Raw genomic sequence first — 18,164 nt, 5'->3', positions numbered from 1 at the left:
ACGCGTATTAGCGCAACTGGGGCCGGTGCTTGATTACTGCTGCTGCCAGTAAGGTTCGATCCCCTGCAAGCGTGGATCATCGGGGGCGGCCTTGCGCATGCGCTGCACATACTCGAAAGCCTCACTGCGTTCGCCCGCCAGGGCGTGCAGATAGATCAGCGAATACAGCAGGTCAGGATCGTTCGGTGCCTGCTCAAGACCGCTGCGCAGCGCATTGATGGCCTCATCGCGACGGTTCAGGCGCGACAGCAGCAAGCCCTGGTTGTAGCGAATCCGGGTGTTCTCCGGCAACGCCACGGCCGCGGTTTGCATCCACTCCAGCGCTTGCTCGGCCTTGCCCTGCTCGACCAGCAGCAAGGCGAGCATGTACGCCAGGTTGCCATGGTCAGCCGCCGGCATTTTTTCCAGCGCGAGCCCTTCGCGCAGCACCTGCTCGGCTTGATCCAGCTGCTGCGAGGCGCTGAGCAAGGTAACCAGGTTGACCCGGGCGGGAACGAAATACGGGTCCAGTTTCAAGGCCTGGCGATACTCGTCCAGCGCTTCGCCATCGCGCCCCTGGCGGCTCAACAGCACGGCCAGATTGAGGCGGCCACCGGGCAGGTCGGCGTTGCCGCGCAAGCGTTGCTCGTAGTCAGCCAGCAGGGTCTTGAACGACTCGCGCGACTCGGCCGGCAACTGCTCTGCCGGTACATCGGCCAACGCCCGGACGGCTTCATCGCGCACCGCCAGGGTCGGGTCCTTGAGTAGCGGCAACAACGGCTGCAGGCGTTGCGCCGGGGGAACGCTGGCAAAGCCCGATACGGCATAGGCACGTACCAGCGCACTGCTGTCTTGCAGCGCCCAGCCCAGGCTGATGACCGAGCGGGCACCGAGATCGGCCATCTGCTCAGCGGCCGAAGCCCGGACAATCGCCGGTTTGCCTTTGTCGGCCAGTACCGCGTTGAGTTCGCTGAAAGCGATCCCCTCGCCGCTGCGCACTGCGTGGAAGTTCTCGCCATAGTGCGGCGGACGCTGCGGCTGCCCGTACCAGCCTTCGATGGCCTTGGCCGCCCATTGCGGTGTTTGCTGCTGATGACAGGCCGTACAGGCGTCCGGGCTGCCATCCTTGCTAGCAAGGTCTGGCCGCGGGATACGCAGGCTGTGGTCACGCCGGGGATCGACCACCATGTAGGTTTTAGTCGGCATGTGGCAATTGACGCATTGGGCGCCGGGCGTGCCTGCCGGATGGTGATGGTGCGCCTCGCTGTCGTAGTCCTTGGCCTGCAGGCTGGGAAAACGGGCGACCGGCGGCTGGCTATTGTGGCACTGCAGGCAGAGGCCATTGCCTTCAACCTTCACTTTGCTGGTGTGCGGGTTATGGCAATCGGTGCAGCCTACCCCCGCTGCGTACATCTTGCTTTGGGTAAACGAGCCATATTCGTAGACTTCGCCATCAATCTGGCCATCGGCGTGGTAGAGATCCCTGCGCAAGGTCGCCGGCAGGCTCTGGTCCAGTTGCGGATGCCCCGGCATCTGACCGACGCCAAGGGTTTGCCGACGGCTGTGGCAAAAAGCACATTGCTCGACTAGCCCCTGGCTGCCGAGCGCTTTGTAATCCACCGCCAGCCCTGTTTCGGTTGCTGAGGCATAGGCCTTTTCAGCGGATTTTGCGGTTTTTGCCCAATCGACATGGGCCTGTCCAGGCCCATGGCAGCTTTGGCAACCGACATTCTTTTCCTGCCAGGTACTGGCAAAGCTGTCTTCGCGGTCGTTGTAGTTTTTCATCAGCCGCGTCGAATGGCAGTCGGCGCACATGCCATTCCAGTTCTGGTAACGACCGGTCCAGTGCAAGGGATCGTTGGGGGCAAAGCGCTGGCCGGGGTACAGGGAAAACCAGCGTTGCCCGCCCTCTTCCTGGCTGCGACTGTCCCAGGCAATGGTCAACGCCTGCAGCCGGCCACGGGGCAAAGCCACCAGGTACTGCTGCAGCGGGTAGTGCCCGAAGGTATAGAGGATCTCGAAATCCGCCGCCTTGCCCTCTTCACCCTCGGTGTTGACGAAAAAGCGCTTGCCCTTGGAAAAGAACCGGGCCTTGACCCCGGCCTCATCGAACTGCGCGTTCTTGAAGTTGCCCAGTACGTTGGCGGCCGTGGCGTCGCGCATGGCCCAGCCATGGTCGGAGTCTTGCCACTGTTTGGCTTGCTCGGCGTGACAGCCAAGGCAGGTGGCAGTGGCAACGTAACCTTGAGCCGAAGCGGCCTGTGCGGGCGATGCGGCGGGCGCCGTGTTGGCCCAGGCCGGGACCAGCGCCGACAACACCATCAGCATCACACCTGAACGCAATCCGTGCCGAAATCCGGACAGCCAACTGTCCCTAGCCTTGTCGTGCCCCATTCACTGCTCCACGGTCGATTCGATCTCGCCCTGTGCCGGGCGCTTTAGCGTCTGCGGGCTTTAGGCTAGTGCATCTTTGCGCCAGTAGCCGAGCGAAATTCCAAAAAGGCCTAAGATTTATTCCAAAAACAGCAGCTGATTGGCGCCGAGGCATCGCGTGCGAGTGGACGAGAAAAGTTCAATAAGTTATGTTCAACAACAACTTTCGGAAGATATACATCTCGATAGTTACGAGAATCTGGAGAGCTGTAAGAGCATTCTTACATTGAACTTTGAATCTCAAACATAAGTTATCAGTGCGTCAACAAGGATGTGTAACGCCTGAGGACGCGCCTGCTATCGAAGCTGGCGTCAAACTCATACCCCACAAGGACCTCGTGCCATGTCCAATCATGACTTTCAGCTAACCTATTCGATTCCCGAGACGATTGACGGAAGTTCTGCTATTGCCCGGGACAAACTGCGCAATCTCCAAGACTGGCAAACAGTCGAAGAAATCGATACGACGCTTATCGGCCAGCTTCCACTTCACGGCATCGTGATCGAAAAGCGCAAACAAGCAGAGCGCGAAGTAAAAAAAATCATTCAGGAACTGCTTAAACAGAGTCGCAGACATAGTCCTCTTACAGTCCATGCCAGCTTGATGGTGTGTGGCTTGGGTGAGCACATCCGCTTCGACATCAAGGCATAATCGATACGCTGCAGGACATCAGGCGTCCCCCCTGTCTCGCCTTATGTCCTGCAGCGAATCAGCTTGCCACATAGACGATGATCGGGCCGCAAACGGCCAGCAGCACGTTGGAAATGGCGTAGCAGACGGTAAAACCGATGACCGGCGTATTGCTCCCGGACTGTTCGATGATCTTGTTCATCGACGCTGCTTCGGTCTGCGCACCAGCCAATGCGCCGAACAGCACCATCGGGTGCAAGCGCAGGACATAACGCCCGAAGTACAGCGAGACCAGCGGCGGCAACAAGGTCACGACGACGCCCGAGACCAGTAAGGCCACTCCCTGGCTTTGCATTGCAGCAATGGCGGCGGGCCCCGCCAACAGCCCTACCACGGCACCGAAAGCGGTCAGCCCGAACTCTGAAAACGCCCACTGGGCCGCTGGCGGCAAGGCACCGAATTCCGGATGCCGGGAGTTGTACCAACCAATCAACAAGGCCACCAGCAACACTCCGCCACCCACACCCAGCTCAACCGGAATCATCCCCACGTGCGTCGACAGCATGCCCAGCAATGCGCCAACCACCATGCCCAGGCTGTGCACGGCAATATCGCTCTTGTAGCTGCGTTCGCGGATCCGCCCCAGTTGCTGCGCCAGCGCGACGACGCCCGATGTGCGCCCGGTCAGGGAGATGACATCCCCTTTGCGCAACACCGTATTGGGCAACAACGGCAGCTCCAGGCCTTGTCGTGTAATGGTATTGATGAAACAGCCCATGCGATCGGAGCCGATCAGCGCTGACTTGATGTCGTGAATCGTCTTGCCGGCCAAAGCGTCACTGGTCAGCACAATGTCGGCCGTACGTGTAGGAAACGACAACGACTCGGGGTGATCGATCTCCGGCCCCAGCCACTGAGTCAGCGAACCGACGTCTTCACGCAAGGCATAGACCCCGACAATATCGCCCTGGCGCAGCAACATGCCGGTGTCGCGCTCATGGATCTGGTCACCGCGTACTACGCGTTCGATACTGAGGTTGGCGTGGCTCTGCTCGAACTCCGCGACCGACACGCCGTGCGTCCGCTCCGTCACACGATGGGCGCGGGCCACGATACGGGTGTAGGGAACACTGATGATGTCTTCGTTGCTGGCAATACCCAGCTCCAGTTCCAGCTCCCGGGCAGCAGTGCGTAGATCTACACCGAGCAGCTTCGGGGCAACGGTGCCAACGAAGACAATCAAACCAATGGTGCCGAACAGATAGGTGATTGCGTAGGCAATCGCCATGTGGCTGTACAGCTGATTCTTCGCGACATCGTCCAGCGGCAGCTGGGCGATGGCACTGCTGGCAGTACCCATGATCGCGGTATCGGTCAGGGCTCCCGCCCCCAGGCCTGCGGTAAACCCTGCGTCGAAATGAAAAATCGCATTCATCATCAGGATCGCCCCCAGCGCGGTGGCACACAGCACCACGGAGAACAGCACCAACTTCAGGCTGTTGCTGTTCAGGCAGCCAAAGAACTCGGGACCACTCTTGAAGCCAACGGCATAGATGAACAGCACAAAAAACACCGATTTCAGCTCATGGGGCACATCCAGTCCGATCTGACCAATGACCAGCCCCATCAGCAGCGCCCCGGCAACCGACCCAAGATGGAAACTGCCGAGCTGGATCCGGCCAATCAGCACCCCCAGGCCGATGGCCAGGAATACCGCTATTTCAGGGTTGGAGCGCAGCGCATGGAGGACAAAATCGATCATTGCCGATCTCCTTTCTCACTGGGCTCCTGCGCGGGGGCGCTGAACCAGCGCTCCTTGGGCACGCGTTTCTCATGCTCCGGATCACCGAGGTAGTGCGGCGACATGATCTGCACCCCGTACTCATTGAAGACATCCTGGACATTGGCATGCAGCATGCTCAACAACTCGGCACGTGGCCGTGGCTCGCTGGGCACGGCCTGGGCGACCAGGCGATATTCTGGATAAAAGTCCGAAAGTGCCGTCTGAAATACCTGAGGGGCAGGACTTGGCACAATCCCCGGGGTACGCTGCGCAGCTTCCAGCAACATGGCTTCAACCTGGCGCCAGGGCGTGTCGTAGCCGATGGTGACAACGGTATCGACCACATACCCGGCGCCTTGCACCACCCGCGAGTAGTTCTTGGTCACCGCCCCGGTGATCATCGAATTGGGAATGGTCAGGACCTCACCCAAGCCGGTACGGATACTGGTGGTAAACATCCCAAGCTCGGTCACTGTGCCTTCATGCTCGCCAATGCGCACAAACTCGCCGGGACGCAGGGTCCGGGTGTAGGTCAGGATCAACCCTGCCGCCGCCTGCCCGACCACGCTCGAGGCGCCGAGGGAAATCATCAGGCCGACCAGCACCGACAAGCCCTTGAAGGCTTCGGTGCCAGCGCCCGGCAGGTAGGGATAGGCCATCGCCAGGGCAAACAGCCAGATGGCCAGCGACGTCAAGCGCGTAGTCGGCTGCAAGGTTTCATGATTGAGCCAGGTGATGGTCCCGGGCCGCGACAGTCGTTCCAGCACGCGCTTGCTGAAGGCGCTGATTCCGCGCGCGATAAAAAAGATCATCAGGGCGATGACCAGCCCCGGAATCGCGCTGACGATCGCGTCAAGCACGTACCGGAGCAGGTTCAGCAAGTAATGATCAAGGCTTTCACCCCAGGCTCGGGTGTAAGGAAAGCGCTGCAAAACAAAGGTCAGCCACTCGTAGGTGAGCAGCAGCACCACGGTCCAGTACACCAATGCCAGCAGGCGCCTGATCAGCGGAAACAGGTTGCTGGTATCCAGTAGCGGGGTTTCACCCACTTTGAGCACATCGTGATGACGGCGTATGCGTTTGGGTAACTGTGAGAGCAGTTTGCGATGAACGAAGCCGGCAAGACGCAGCAGCCCCATAAACAGCAAGGTTGCCACCGCACTCATGCCCCCGGCGGTCAACAGAAAGCGTACGCTGCGGGCCTGTTGCGACTCCTCCACCACTTTTTTCAGGCGTTGCGCGGCTTGTGCGGCGGCGTCGGCAACCGATGTTTCAGGGTCGGTATCCTTGGGCGTGACGATAAACGCACGGCGTTCCCCCAACAGCACCAGGTAGCTGTCCTGAATGGTATCGAGGCGCACGACAGGGTCTTCGGTGCCGTTGAGCACTTCGTTGATCACTGCCTGCGCACGCTGTGCCCGCGCCGCAGGCGCTTCTCCGAGCAGGCTTGCGTGAAAGGTAATAATGCTGCGGTTGGCAACTTTCAGCTCGGCCGCTGGCGCCAGGTTCTCGGCAGTATCTTGCGCGGCATTGACGGGGTAGTGAACAACCGTCCATAGCAGGAACAAAACACCCAAATAGCGCTTTACCCATTTCCACATGTCCCTCGCTCCTGCCTGAATCCCTCAGTCAGGGTAGACGTGGTTCTGCGCTTGTACCTGTTGTTCAGCAAGCCGCTGTAGGACGGCTCTTTCAGCTCCTCCCTACAGTGACAAAAAAAACAACTAGGCTATTTTTATTATCCAGCGATGTCAGCCCACCCAGGGACAGGTTCCAGGGGCTGGTATTTGCATGGCTAACACTATGACGGTCCGCCCTCGCCAAGGGCTCAGAGTGATGATGTGGACATGACGACCCAGACCCGTTCTGCTGTACCTACCGCATTCAAACCCCAGCGTCAGGCACTGGCGCTGGAACCGCGCATCCTGTTTGACGGCGCTGCCGCCGCTGCGGCAGATCAGCAGCATCAGGACAACGGCGACAGCGCCGATGCCAACACCGCGCACGCCACCCCCGCCGATGCCCGCAGCGAACCCGGCCAACAGCCCTCTGCCGCCCGGCACCTGCTGGTGCTCGACAGTCGCATCGAAGGCCGTGAGCAGCTCACCGCGAACCTGCCGGGCAACGTTCAGGTGCTGGTAGTTGAGGCCAGTCAGGATGGTCTGGCGGCGATTTCTGCTGCGTTGGCCCAACTTGGCCAGGTCGATTCGATCCAGATTCTGTCTCACGGTGCCTCCGGCGAGTTCACCCTCGGCAAGACCACCCTCAGCGCCGACAACATCGGCCAGTTTTCCCAACCGCTGAGCCAGTGGAGCCAATCCTTGAGCGAGGGCGCCGACATTCAGCTGTACGGCTGCAAGGTCGGCGCAGGCAGCGACGGTCGCACCCTGGTCGACGAACTGTCACGCTGGACCGGTGCCGATGTCGGCGCCTCCAGCGACGATACCGGCAGTGCCCGCGCCGGCGGCGACTGGACCCTGGAAGTGACCCGCGGCACGATCGACAAAGCCACGGCGTTGTCTGCCACTGCCATGGCCGGTTACGACCGGCTGCTGGCTGCCGGCCCAAGCACCGAGCTGTCCGGCGGTGCCGAGGTGTTGCTGGGCAACACCTTCACATTTACCGTGACCTTCACCAACAGCACCAGCTACACCGGCTATGCGCCTTTTGTCGACCTGTTCTTTCCGGCCACCGGCAAAGACGGAGCCGGGGCCGAGATAGATGACGGCATTACCTTTGTTTCCGCCACGTATCTGGGGCAGACGCTGACCGCCCATGTCTTGACGTTCGACGCCAATGGCCAGGCCAGCCACCCGCTGGCCGTCGGTAGCGATGGCAAGCCGTTGATCATCAATGCGGCCGACTTCGGTATGCGTGCCGGTGATCAGATGGTGGTGGTGGAACTGCCGTTTGCCAGTGTCAGCCAGGGCCAGCCGGCCATCCCGATTCAGGTAACGGCAACGCTGAGCAATCTGGCCGACACCGATTTTTCGTTTACCGGATCGACCCCGGACCTGACCATCCGCGCCCGCAGCGGCTTCCAGTATGGCAATGACTCGCTGAACAACCCGGCCACCGACCCAAGCATCCTGGAACCCTCGGCCAATGCCGACAGCTACGTGGTGCACCCGACAGTCATTATTGTCGATCAAGTGGTCACCACCCCGGAAGGTGAAACGGCAACCGGCCCGAACTTCAAGCGAAACCTGGACGTCACCATTACCCCGGCCGACTCACAGACCCTGACCAATGTGGTGATCGTCCAACCGGTCCCCAATAATGTCATCGTCACCGCCATCACCCCCGGTGGTGGTGGCACCCTGGCCTCGATCACCCTTTACGATGGCCGTGCGGTGAGCGATCCGGCCCTGATCCAGGCCATTCTCGCGCTCAACAACGACAGCGACCTGAGCAACGACCTGTATATCCGCGAGTTCAGCGTCCGTTACCCGACGCTCACCGCCCCGACCAGCACCAATGTGCAGTTCTTCGTGCCCGATGACGACTCCACCGGTACACCAATCCTCAACCCGGTAACCGGCGATGATGTCACCATCACCTTCGACGGTCCCACCGCGACGGGCAACTGGCAACCCCTGGACCCGCGCGATACTGCCAGCGGCCAGATCCAGTTCGATGGCCAGGGGCAGGATGTCAGCTTCGTGGCCAAATCCATCACCCTGCAAAAACAGGTCACCGTCACCGTTGACGGCGGTGCAGCCGGAATAACCCCCGGTGACACGCTCACCTACACCCTGAACATCGCCCTGTCGGACTACTTTGCCTATGGCAAGACATTCCTTGGCAACGGCAGTTTCGTCATCGCCGACAGCTTGACCGACGGTCAGACCCTGGTCGGCCGCACCGCGACCCTGACCATCACTGTTAACGGCTTCACTCAGACCATCCCTCTGACGATCAGCGTTGGGGCCACCGCTCCCGATGGCAGCACCCCGTTGGTCTTCGACATTGCCGAGGCAATGCGCCAAGAATTGTCCGGCCGTGGCTGGCTCAATGGCGACCTGGCCTTCGATGACCTGCTTCAAGGTGCCACCCTGGCGGTCATCAGTTACCAGGCCACGGTCGGCCAGAGCTATAGGCCGCCCGCTGGCGCACCGCACAGTGAAATCAACGAAGGCGACCCGCTGGGCAACAATGCCACCACCACTGCGACCGTGCTGCTCGACCCGCTTAACCTCAGCGGTTTCGACCAGAGCGACAGTTCCAGCACGCTCTCGCGCATTCCCACCAGCCAGGTACAGATCGACCTGGCCGACCTCAACGGCAATGGCGCCCCTGCCCCGGGCACCGAGTTGCGTCCGGGTGACAGCGTTACCTTCCGCCTGAGCTATGACCTGGTAACCGGCGACTACGAGAACTTCAAGCTCACCGCTTACCTGCCACTGCCGTTGTTCGACCTCAGCGGTATAGACCTCAACAGCATCTGGCGCCTGGCCACCGACAACACCAACCCCAACAGCCCGATTTCGGTCACCCTCGGCCCGGGCAACTCGCTGGTGTTCACCTTCGCCGACTACGTCAATCCGGGCGTTGATGGCAGTCGCATCGCCATTGACTTCACCCTGACCGTCAGCGATCAACCGTTCGCCGACCAGCGTGCCTTCAACGTCCTCGGTGAATCGAGCCAGACCCGCACGCTGGACAAAAGCGTGCTGCTGACCACCGATGACGTGACCCTGATCGCCTCGGTCGCCGAGCCGGTGCTGACCATCAGCCATGGCGTGGTTTCTTCCAGCAACGGTACGGTGACCGGCACCACCGGCAGCTGGAACGCGCCCGGTGGCACCGGCGTACCGTTCAACGGCAGCATCACTGACATCAATGCCGTCAACGGCAACGTCAGCGGAATCGATGCCAATGACCGCCTGCGCCTGGCGACCGCCATCGAGAACCACGGTGGCGGCAACGCTTATGACGTCAGCACGCGCATCACCCTGCCCGCTGGTCTGTCCTTTGTCGGCGGCAGCCTGTCTGCGGCCAATCTGCTGATCTACCGTGGCGATGGCACGCAGCTCATCGCCGGCACGCATTACACCGTCGACAATGCCACCAACACCATTACCTTCATCGATGCTCCAGGTGTCGGCGCCCTGCTCGCCGGCCGTCCGGGCACCGCTGCCGACAACAGCGGCGCCAATCTGGTGGTGATCACCTATGACGTCACCGTCGCCTCGGCCATTGCCGCCAGCGCAACCCTGCAGAGCAATGCCGAGCTGACCGCCTACGCCAGTGCCGAGGGCGGACAGAACTTCCTCGGCGCCACGCCATTGAGCGACCTGGCCAACCAGCAGGTCGCCGCCCCCGGCATCACCAAGACCTATGCTGGAGGCAGCCTCGACGACAGCGACTCCAGCGCCAGCCACACCACCGGGGCAAACCTGGTGGTGGGCGAAAGCATGCTCTATGACATCGTCGTCACCTTGCCCGAGGGCACCACGCAGAACCTGCGCATTGATGACCTGATCCCGCCGGGCATGCGCCTGGATACCACCTTCAACAACCAGGGCTACCTGTTGATTACCACCGCAGGCGGCGTACTGGCGCAAAATTTCGGCGGTACGATTACGGTCGGCAGCCTCAGCGCACCCTCCGGCACCCTCGGGGCCGATGGTGTCGATGCGCGGTTTGTTTTCAGCGTGGCCAACACCACCGGTGACAACAACACCGGCAACAACAGCTTCGTGATTCGCCTGCGCCTGGTGGCCAGCAACGTCGACAGCAACCAGACCAGCGCCGTGCGCCTCAATGACGCCACGCTAAGCTACAGCGACCCTGACGGTGACACCCCCAACGGCAGCACGCCGATCAACCGCGACGTAGCCGTGACCGGCAGCAAGCCCAGCGTGACCATCCAGGAACCGACCCTGCAGCTGGATCAGCAGCTAATCACCCCACCGGGACTGGGCTTCGACCTGGGTGACCCGGTCGACTACAGCATCACCATCAGTAACGGCTCGGCCGGCACCGACTACGATGCCTTCGACATTGCCTTCAACAGCGTGCTGCCGAGCGAACTGGACCAGTTGACCCTGGTCAGCGTGATCTACACGGTCAATGGCGTCAGCACCGATATCACCGGCAGCTTCAGCCTTGACCCCAACGGCCGCACCCTGGTCAACACCGGCAACCTCGACATTGCCAAAGGCGGCACCGTGGTCATACGGGTTTCCGGCGTGGTCAATGCCACCGGGGCTTCGGTGGCGCAGTTCGACAACCAGGCCGAAGTCCGCTGGACCAGCCTCAACGGCACCAGCAGCGGCGTCGCCGATCCGGCCGGTGAGCGCACCGGCGAGGACGGCCGGCTCAATAGCGGCGTGCTCAACGATTACCGCCGCGACAGCCTGCTGGTCATCCCGGTGGCGCAAGGCATCAAGTTTTCCCGCGTCGGCGGCTTGTCCGACACCAGCGCCCCCAACCCGACCAATGCCCTGCAAGAGACAGTCGCTATCGGTGAAATCATCCGCTATCGCGCCACAGTGCTGGTGCCCGAGGGCAACAACCCCAGTTACCAACTGGTGATCACCCTCGGCCAAGGCCTGACCCTGGCAGACCTGAGCACCCTGCGTATCGGTTTTATTTCCGATGGCGGTCTGCTGACCAGCCTGACCGACCTGATCACCAGCGGAACCCTGCAGATCATCGGCAATGAAAACAGCCCCGAAGCCCAGTTCATCAGCCCGGACCTTTCCGGTGCGGCCCCCACCGGGGTGCTCAACGAAAAATATGTGCAACTAGGCACCGATGGTAACGGCAACCAGACCGTCACCCTCATCCTGGGCGACATCACCAACGGCTCCCACGGCAGTGGTGACGATGGTAACGATGACGACCTGGAAGGCATTGTGCTGGAGTTCAGTGCCCGGGTCGGCAACATTGCCCAGAACCAGGCGGGCGTTGTTCTTGGCGCCAGCATCCAGGACCGCGTCAACGGCAACGTACGCGCCACCAGCGACATCCTCACCGAGCGCATCGTCGAAGCTGGCTTCAGCGGTCTGAACAAACAGGTCACCGACTTCACCCCCAACCCGGGCGGTGCACTGGGCAACGCCACGGTTACCGTCAGTTTTACCGCCAGCGGCGGCCTGCCGGCGTATGACGTACACCTGACTGATGGCTTCCCCACCGGCAGCAACTACAACCTGATCAGCATCACCATTGGCGGCACCACCTATGGCCCAGGCAACCTGCCAGCCGGTGTGAGCTTCAGTACCAGCGGCGGCCTGAGTGTGGATATCGCCCGCATCGATATCGGCACCCAGGTCAGCGTGGTGTATTCGGTCGATGTGCCCAATGGCACCAGCATCGCCAGCAGTGATGCCAGCCTGACCTGGAGCAGCCTGCCGGAAACCTTCACCAGTTGGGGCGGTAGCCTGGTCGGCGTGGACAGTGACGCCGACGGCGAGCGAACCGGTGCCGATGGCCCAGGTCCGGACGCCAGCACCCTGAACAACTATGTCCTGCGTGAAGGCGCGGGTCTGGGGATCATCAGCGGCACCCTGTGGAATGACACCGGCACGGCCGCAACGGCCCCCAATGACACCAACCCTGACCCGGATCCGCTGCCCGGCACACCGGACTACGAACTGGCGGTGCCGAACCAGACGATCAACCTGATCTGGGCCGGCAATGATGGCGTGCTCGGCAATGCCGACGACAAGACCTTCAGCACCACCACCGACAGCAATGGCCGCTTCACCTTCGGCGTGCTGCCCTCGGGCCTGTACCGCCTGGATGCGCCGACCACGGTCAACAGCATCAGCCAGTTCGGCGAGCTGCGCATGCGCATCGATACCGATGGCGGGACGCTTGGCCAGGTCAGCGTGACCCTGGGCGAAGGCGCCACTCAACAGGCAAACTCGGGCTATGTCGAGGTCAATGACGCGCCGGTCAACACGCTACCCGGCTTTCAGAGCGGCTTTGAGGACACGCCGCTGGCGATCCCCGGGATCAGCATCAGCGATGTCGATGCCGAACGTGACCCGAACGTCAATGACCGCACCATCAAGGTTACCCTCACGGTCACCCACGGCGCCCTGTCACTCACCGGCCCAACCACCGGGGTATCGGTGACTCAGGCAGCCCCCGGAACGCTGGAGCTAGAGGGGCGAATCGCCGACATCAACGCAGCGCTGGCCGGACTGAGCTACCTGGGTAATCAGGACTTCAACGGCAGCGATTTCCTCGAAGTCATCAGCAATGACCAGGGCAACTATGGCGATTTCGATGGCAACGGTGTGCCGGGAGAGCCTAGCGATGCGCGTACCGACCGGGACTTTCTGGTCATCAACCTCGCCCCGGTCAACGACGCTCCACAGGCGCAGCCTGACAGCGCCACCGCGGTCGAGGCCGGTGGTACCGACAACCGCTTGCAGGGTGTTGACCCACGAGGCAACCTGCTGGACAACGATACCGATGTCGACATCGCCAGCAATAACGACATCCTCAACGTCGTGTCGGTCACCTCTCCGCTGGGCGTGGTGATGGGGGTGCCAGCGCTGGGCTCGATCGAAGTGATCGGCAAGTACGGCAAACTGGTGATCCAGGCCAATGGTACCTACCAGTACATTGTCGATAACACCAATGCCGAGGTGCAGGCGCTGCGCCAGAACAGCGACCGGTTGCAAGAGATTTTCAACTACACCATCGCCGACATTGGCCTGGGTGGCGACCCGCTGCAGTCAAACGCCACCCTGACCGTGGTTATCCAGGGCGCCAACGACGCCCCGGACGCCGAGAACGACACCGCCACCGCGAGAGAGAAAGGCGGCGTCAACAACACTGGCAATGGTAACCCCGGCGACACCCCGCCCAACGGTTTCCCGGTACCTGGGGCTGACGCCAGCGGCAATGTGCTGGCCAACGACAATGATGTCGATGGCGGCCCGGGCGACCCGATCAACTATGGCGAGACCATGTCGGTAACCGGCATCCGGCCTTTGCGCGAACTGTCCAGCGGCGCCCTGACCCCTGTACCTGCGGGCGGCAGCGTCAACGTCATTGGTACCTACGGCACACTGACCATATCCTCCGATGGCTCCTACACCTACGTCATTGATGACAGCAATACAGCAGTGCAGCGCCTTGGCCCGAACGACACCCTGACCGAGTTTTTCAGTTATCAGGTCTCGGATGCGCTGGGGCTCAACGATCTGGCCGAGTTGCGCATCACCATTGTCGGCAACTACGACAACCCGGTGGCCAGCGACGACCAGGCTACTGCCCAGGCCGGGGCCAGCAATGCCGACCCTGAGAGCAATCCGGTCGGCAACGTGATTCTGTTTCCCAGCCGCCCGGGCAGTATCAATCAGCCAGGCGGCAACGGCGTCGACCTTGATGTCGACCGTGCCGACCGTCCCAGCAGCGTGCTGCTGGTCAACGGCGTGCGCAACGGCCCCGAAACTGCCGGTGGCGTACTGACCACGGTGAGCGGCGGCGCAGTTGTGCTGGATGCAACCTTTGCCCAGTTCAGCGATGGCACGCCAGTAGGCAGCCCGGTGAGCTACGGCACCCTGACCATCAACCCCGACGGCTCATTCAGCTTTGACGTCAACAGCGACAACCCCGCCATCGTTGCCCTGGCGCGCGGGGCGACGATGAATGTCATCTTCACTTACCAGGTCGTCGACTCGGCCGGGCTGACCGACACCGCCCAGCTGGTGATCATTGTCCGCGGCGCCAACAACCCGCCGCATGCCCAGGACACGGTCGCACTGGCGACCGAAAAAGGCGGCATCGATAACGGCACCCCGGGTGTGGACCCCGGCGTACCGCCGGCCCCGGGGCGGCAAGTGACTTTTGTCGATCCTGACGGCGACCCGGTCAGCGTAACGTCGATACGGACAGGCCCTGAAGGTGGAAGCGGCCAGGCCGGGACGGTCGGCACACCGTTGAATGGCCAATACGGTGCGCTGACCATCAACAGCGATGGCACCTACAGCTATGTAATCGACAACGACAACGCCGAGGTGCAAGCCCTGCGCGGGGTGGACGATTTGCTGGTCGAGGTCTTCACCTACCGGGTCACCGACAGCGATGGCGAGTTCGACGATGCGCAGATCGTGATCGTCATTCGTGGTCAGAATGACAACCCGGTGGCCACCGACAACAGCGCTGAAGCGTTCGAAGCCGGCGGCGTGAACAACAGCAGCGGCGGTGTCGACCCGACCGGCAATGTGCTGGACGATGACAGCGATGTCGATGGCGGTGCCGGCGATCCGGTCGACTACGGCGAAACCAAGGCGGTGGTCTCGGTACGCACCGGTGCCATCGAGAACGCCGGTACCGCAGGTGCCCTGGGCAGCGAATTGCGCGGCACCTATGGCTGGCTGACGCTCAATGCCGACGGCAGCTACAGCTATCGCCTGGACAACAGCATGGACCAGGTTCAGGCGCTACGGCCCGGGAATTCGCTGATTGAAACGTTCAACTACAGCATTATCGATACCGCCGGTGCCATCGACACCGCGCTACTGACCATCACCATCCGCGGCAGCAATGATGCGCCGGTGGCCAACAACGATAATGCCCTCGCGGTTGAGGCCGGAGGCCTGAACAACGGCTCCCCCGGCAGCGATCCGAGCGGCAATGTGCTGAACAACGACATCGATGTCGACCGCTTCGGCGAAACCCTGAGCGTTATCGGTGTGGCTCAGGGCTCGAGTAGCGGCACTGTGGGTAGCAGCTTTGCCGGGCAGTACGGCAGCCTGATCCTCAATGCCGATGGCAGCTACACCTACCTGGTCGATAACGATGACCCGCTGGTGCAAGCCTTGCGCACGGCCAACAACACCCTGCGCGAATCGTTCACCTACACCATTCGCGACCTGGCCGGAGCAACCAGCAGCGCGACACTGACCATCACCATCCAGGGCCGCAACGACAACCCGCTGGCCGTCGACGACAACGCCGTGGCAGTGGAAGCCGGTGGCACCAATAACGGCACTGCCGGCATAGATCCGACCGGTAACCTGCTGGGCAATGATCGCGACGTCGACGCCGGCGACAGCAAGACGCTTAACGGTATCCGCGCTGGTAGCGAAGCGGCTGGCGGCACCTTCACTGCGGTCAACGGCAGCCAGGTTATCCGTGGTACTTACGGCACCTTGACGGTGTTCGCCAATGGCGACTATCAGTACCAGGTCGACAATACCCTGGCCGTGGTCCAGGCCCTCAAGCCCGGTGATACGCTCCAGGAGACCTTCACCTACCGTATGCGCGACGCTGCTGGCGCCGAGGATGCCGCGCAGTTCAACTTGATCATCCAGGGCGCCTGGGACGCACCGGTGGCCCAGGACAACATCAATATCGCCGTGGCCGACAACGGCGACGGTCTGGTGCTCAATCCCAGCGGCAACGTGCTGCCCAACGACAGCGATGTCGACCAGGGCGATCAGCTCACGGTCACCGCTATCCGCACCGGTCCCGAAGTCGGCACAGGGGTTGCCGGTACGGTCGGCGATGTCCTTCAGGGCCTGTACGGCACGCTGGTGCTCAATGCCGATGGCAGTTACACCTACACCATCGACACCAGTAATCCGGCGATACTGGCCCTGGACGTGTTGCAGACCCTGGTCGAGCACTTCACCTATGAAGTCACCGACCTTGGCGGCCTGACCGACCTTGCCCAGTTGTCGATCATTATCATTGGCCGCAACGATGCACCCGATGGCATTGACGATGACGCCACGGCCATCGAGGCCGGCGGCCTGAACAACGCCACGGCGGGCCTGAACCCCAGCGGCAATGTGCTGAGCAACGATGGTGACCTTGAGAGCGACGTGCTGAGGGTGTCGGCCATCCGCACCGGTAGCGAAGCGGGTACCGGCACCACTGGCACCCTGGGCAGCACGTTGCGCGGGTTGTATGGCGACCTGGTAATGAACGCCGACGGCAGCTGGACCTACACCGTCGATAACAGCCTGGCAGCGGTCCAGGCCCTGCGCACCAGTGGCCAGGTGCTGGTGGACATCTTCACCTACACCGTCGTCGACCCCCACCAGGCCGATGACACCGCGCAACTGCGCATCACCATCGACGGGCGCAACGACACGCCGATTGCGGTCGACGATGACACCCTTGCCGTCGAAGCTGGCGGTGTGAATAACAACATCCCGGGCCAGAACTCCAGTGGCAATGTCCTCGACAACGACACCGACGTCGACAGCACAGCCCTGGGCGAAACCCGCCAGGTGCTGTCGGTAACCAGCGAAACCGGCAGCAACGCCTTGGCTGGCCAGGTGCTGATCGGTCGCTACGGCAGCCTGGTGCTGAATGCCGACGGCAGCTACAGCTACCTGCTGGATAACGCCAATCCAACGGTGCAGGCCCTGCGCACGGCTGGGCAAACCCTGCGCGAAGTCTTCACCTACCGTATGCGCGACACTGCCGGCGCTGAGTCCGAAGCGCGGCTGAACGTGCTGATCCAGGGTGCCGACGATGCCCCCGTCGCCCGCGACGACAGCACTGTCGCCAGCGACCAGACCCCTTCACCGCAAGCCGCCGGTAACGTCCTGCCCAATGACAGTGATGTCGATGCGGACGAACAACTGAGCGTGAGCGGCATTCGTACCGGCGCCGAAACGGGCAGCGGCACTGCGGGTACGGTTGGCCAGCCGTTGGCCGGACGTTACGGCACCCTGGTGATCAACGCCGATGGCAGCTACACCTACAGCATTGACCTGAACAACCCTGAAGTGCTGGCGGCTGCCGGGCTCGGTCGGGTCTTGCAGGATGTTTTCACCTACACCCTCAGCGACCGCGCCGGCGCCACTGACCTTGCGCAACTGACCATTACCCTGGACATCGCCGCGCCCTTCATCCCGGCCCCGGCCGGGCCTTTCTTCGGCCGTGACAGCGATGACCCGTTCCAGCGCCTGCCGCTGCCCGACGTCGATCCGGTGGTGTTCATCGGCCCGGTGGTCGAGCGCCAGGAGCGCATCCTCGAACTCTCCGGCTGGCAGGCCGACGGCAGTAACCTGAGCTACGGCCGTACTCCCGAAATCCTCAGCGAAACCTTGAACCAGCGCCTTGGCCTGATTCCCGGCCAGTTTGTCGCCAGGGCAGTGCAAGGCAGCCGCCAGGCCAGTGAAAGCGACATGGCCTGGATCCTCGGGCGTCAATCGCGCATCAACCTCAGTGCCGATGGCCTGCTACCCGACCCATCAGTGTTCGCCACCGATGCCGCGCACCTCACACAGGGAGATACACAGCTACCGCCACCTTCCGAAGCGCGCATCGCGTCCGGCTTCCGCGCTCAGTTGCGTGAAGCCGCCGAACGCCTGCGCGCGCTCGATAACCGTACCCGCGAATGAGCAAAGA

5 protein-coding genes are annotated in these 18,164 nt (G+C 62.1%); 2 read left to right on the top strand and 3 right to left on the bottom strand.

What is annotated here, in order from left to right; genetic code table 11:
* Positions 1–33: 33 nt before the first annotated feature.
* Positions 34–2,301 (bottom strand): tetratricopeptide repeat protein, encoded by a 2,268-nt coding sequence (locus tag AC07OF_RS24570; protein WP_232478168.1) that lies wholly within the window; start codon positions 2,299–2,301, stop codon positions 34–36.
* A gap of 454 nt (positions 2,302–2,755) precedes the next feature.
* Here AC07OF_RS24570 and AC07OF_RS24565 point away from each other — a divergent pair, with 454 nt between their 5' ends.
* The gene (locus AC07OF_RS24565) at positions 2,756–3,064 is read left to right on the top strand and encodes a hypothetical protein (protein WP_157192622.1); all 309 of its coding nucleotides are present in this window, start codon (positions 2,756–2,758) and stop codon (positions 3,062–3,064) included.
* 58 nt (positions 3,065–3,122) lie between these two features.
* Here AC07OF_RS24565 and aspT read toward each other — a convergent pair whose 3' ends face one another.
* Positions 3,123–4,805, bottom strand: a complete 1,683-nt coding sequence (aspT, locus tag AC07OF_RS24560) for an aspartate-alanine antiporter (RefSeq protein WP_157192623.1) — start codon at positions 4,803–4,805, stop codon at positions 3,123–3,125.
* Positions 4,802–6,427, bottom strand: a complete 1,626-nt coding sequence (locus tag AC07OF_RS24555) for a mechanosensitive ion channel family protein (RefSeq protein WP_495073601.1) — start codon at positions 6,425–6,427, stop codon at positions 4,802–4,804. The genes aspT and AC07OF_RS24555 overlap by 4 nt, the downstream gene beginning before the upstream one ends.
* A gap of 246 nt (positions 6,428–6,673) precedes the next feature.
* Here AC07OF_RS24555 and AC07OF_RS24550 point away from each other — a divergent pair, with 246 nt between their 5' ends.
* Complete coding sequence (locus AC07OF_RS24550) at positions 6,674–18,157, top strand: cadherin-like domain-containing protein (protein WP_495073600.1); 11,484 nt, start codon at positions 6,674–6,676, stop codon at positions 18,155–18,157.
* The last annotated feature ends 7 nt before the right edge of the window (positions 18,158–18,164 follow it).

Source organism: Pseudomonas sp. GW821-FHT10B02, assembly GCF_059415665.1.
This window is presented reverse-complemented; position numbering and strand designations above follow the sequence as displayed.